Origin of the sequence: Geitlerinema sp. PCC 9228 (genome assembly GCF_001870905.1) — a bacterium.
Classification (GTDB): domain Bacteria; phylum Cyanobacteriota; class Cyanobacteriia; order Cyanobacteriales; family PCC-9228; genus PCC-9228.
Map to the genome: position 1 here is coordinate 1 of NZ_LNDC01000196.1, position 215 is coordinate 215.

Here is a 215-nt window from a genome sequence, read left to right on the forward strand (position 1 = left end):
AAAGCGACCCGTGCGGCTTTAGCCGCCGTCAAAATCAAGTTGATGTGCTAGAATTTGGAAAAGCAGGCGAAATTTTATAAATCTTTTTTTCGTACATCATGTTGACTCTCAGCTACGAATTCAAACTCAAGCCGACATGCCGCCAGGCTCAAACAATCGAGTCATGGTTGGAAATCTGTCGGCAAGTTTGGAATTATGGGCTGAGAGAACGCAAA